Genomic DNA, 1,136 nt, shown 5'->3' with positions numbered 1-1,136 from the left:
GCGTTACCAAAAAGAAGGCGACATGAGCCTTGTGCTGCACAGCGCTGAAGACGGGAACTTCTACACACTTTCGTTTACCGTTGGTCATGTAGACACTGGGCGCTGCATTATGATAGGTGGCCTACAAGGCCCTCGAAGCAGTGAAGAAAACAACGCAAAAATTAAAAAACTGACTCGAAAACTGTACGGTCAGCGACCAAAAAGCTTGATGGTGAGTTTGCTAACACTCATCGCTCAAGTCTGGGAAGTAAACACCATACTCGCCGTAAAAACGCAATCTCACACATACGCAGCACGACGTTACAGTAAAGGACGCATCAAAACTGACTACGATGCACTATGGCAAGAGTTGGGAGGCATTGAATACAACCGCCATTTCTACGCATTAAAAGTGAATGATACGCGCCGCGATACTGAGGGAATGTCTCGCTCTAAACGCCCGATGTACCGCCGTCGTTATGAGTGGCTAGACAACACCAAAGCTCAGTTTGCGACGCGTCTGCGTTAATCCAGCGTATCACTCGACATCTTGTTTATTCGTTTACTATTCGGAGTCCTTATGTCTTACAAATACGCCGTAGCATGCTTGTTGTCTGCACTTTCTGTCACCGCTCATGCCGAGCCAACCAAACACATTGTGGGGGCGAATTTAGGCTATGGTGACGTCAGTTACGACGTCAATAATGGCCATGATGACGGCGACATGTTCTTAGGGGATGTGTATTACCGTTACATGTTCGACCAAAACTTCGGCCTTGAAGCAGGTTACAAAGGCGCGTTTAACGGCATTGGTTCTGTACTCATTAGCCCAATATCAGAAATCACCGACGTGAGTTATGGCGGTCCGCGAATCAGCGGTTACGTAAGCTACCCTTTGGGTGCTGGTTTTGAGCTTTACGGTAAAGGCGGTATCACTTACTACACGTTAAGTTACACGCTTAAAAACAATGGCCAGAATAAAGAATATGACGAGTCTAGCCTTGGCGGAGAAGCCGCAGCAGGTGTCGCTTGGGGCTATAAACACTTTGGTTTGAACTTAGAATACAATTACGCCAAAAACAGCGATTTTGATTCTGGTGGCGTGATGTTTGGCGCACAAATGCGTTTCTAACTCATCCCTCTTTTCTAAGGCACCT

General features: G+C 47.0%; 2 protein-coding genes. Both read left to right on the top strand.

Features of this window, described 5'->3' with window-relative positions; translation table 11 throughout:
• The coding region (locus tag R8N49_RS25010) for a DUF535 family protein (RefSeq protein ID WP_318190197.1) at positions 1-508 on the top strand (508 nt) is incomplete at its 5' end.
• 51 nt (positions 509-559) lie between these two features.
• Positions 560-1,111 (top strand): outer membrane beta-barrel protein, encoded by a 552-nt coding sequence (locus R8N49_RS25005; RefSeq protein ID WP_017448000.1) that lies wholly within the window; start codon positions 560-562, stop codon positions 1,109-1,111.
• The last annotated feature ends 25 nt before the right edge of the window (positions 1,112-1,136 follow it).

Source organism: Vibrio sp. 1978 (assembly GCF_033344345.1).
This window is presented reverse-complemented; position numbering and strand designations above follow the sequence as displayed.

What these genes read in the sequence shown, in the direction of transcription:
- R8N49_RS25005 (WP_017448000.1), top strand. Translation starts at nt 560, where the DNA reads ATGTCTTACAAATACGCCGTAGCATGCTTGTTGTCTGCACTTTCTGTC.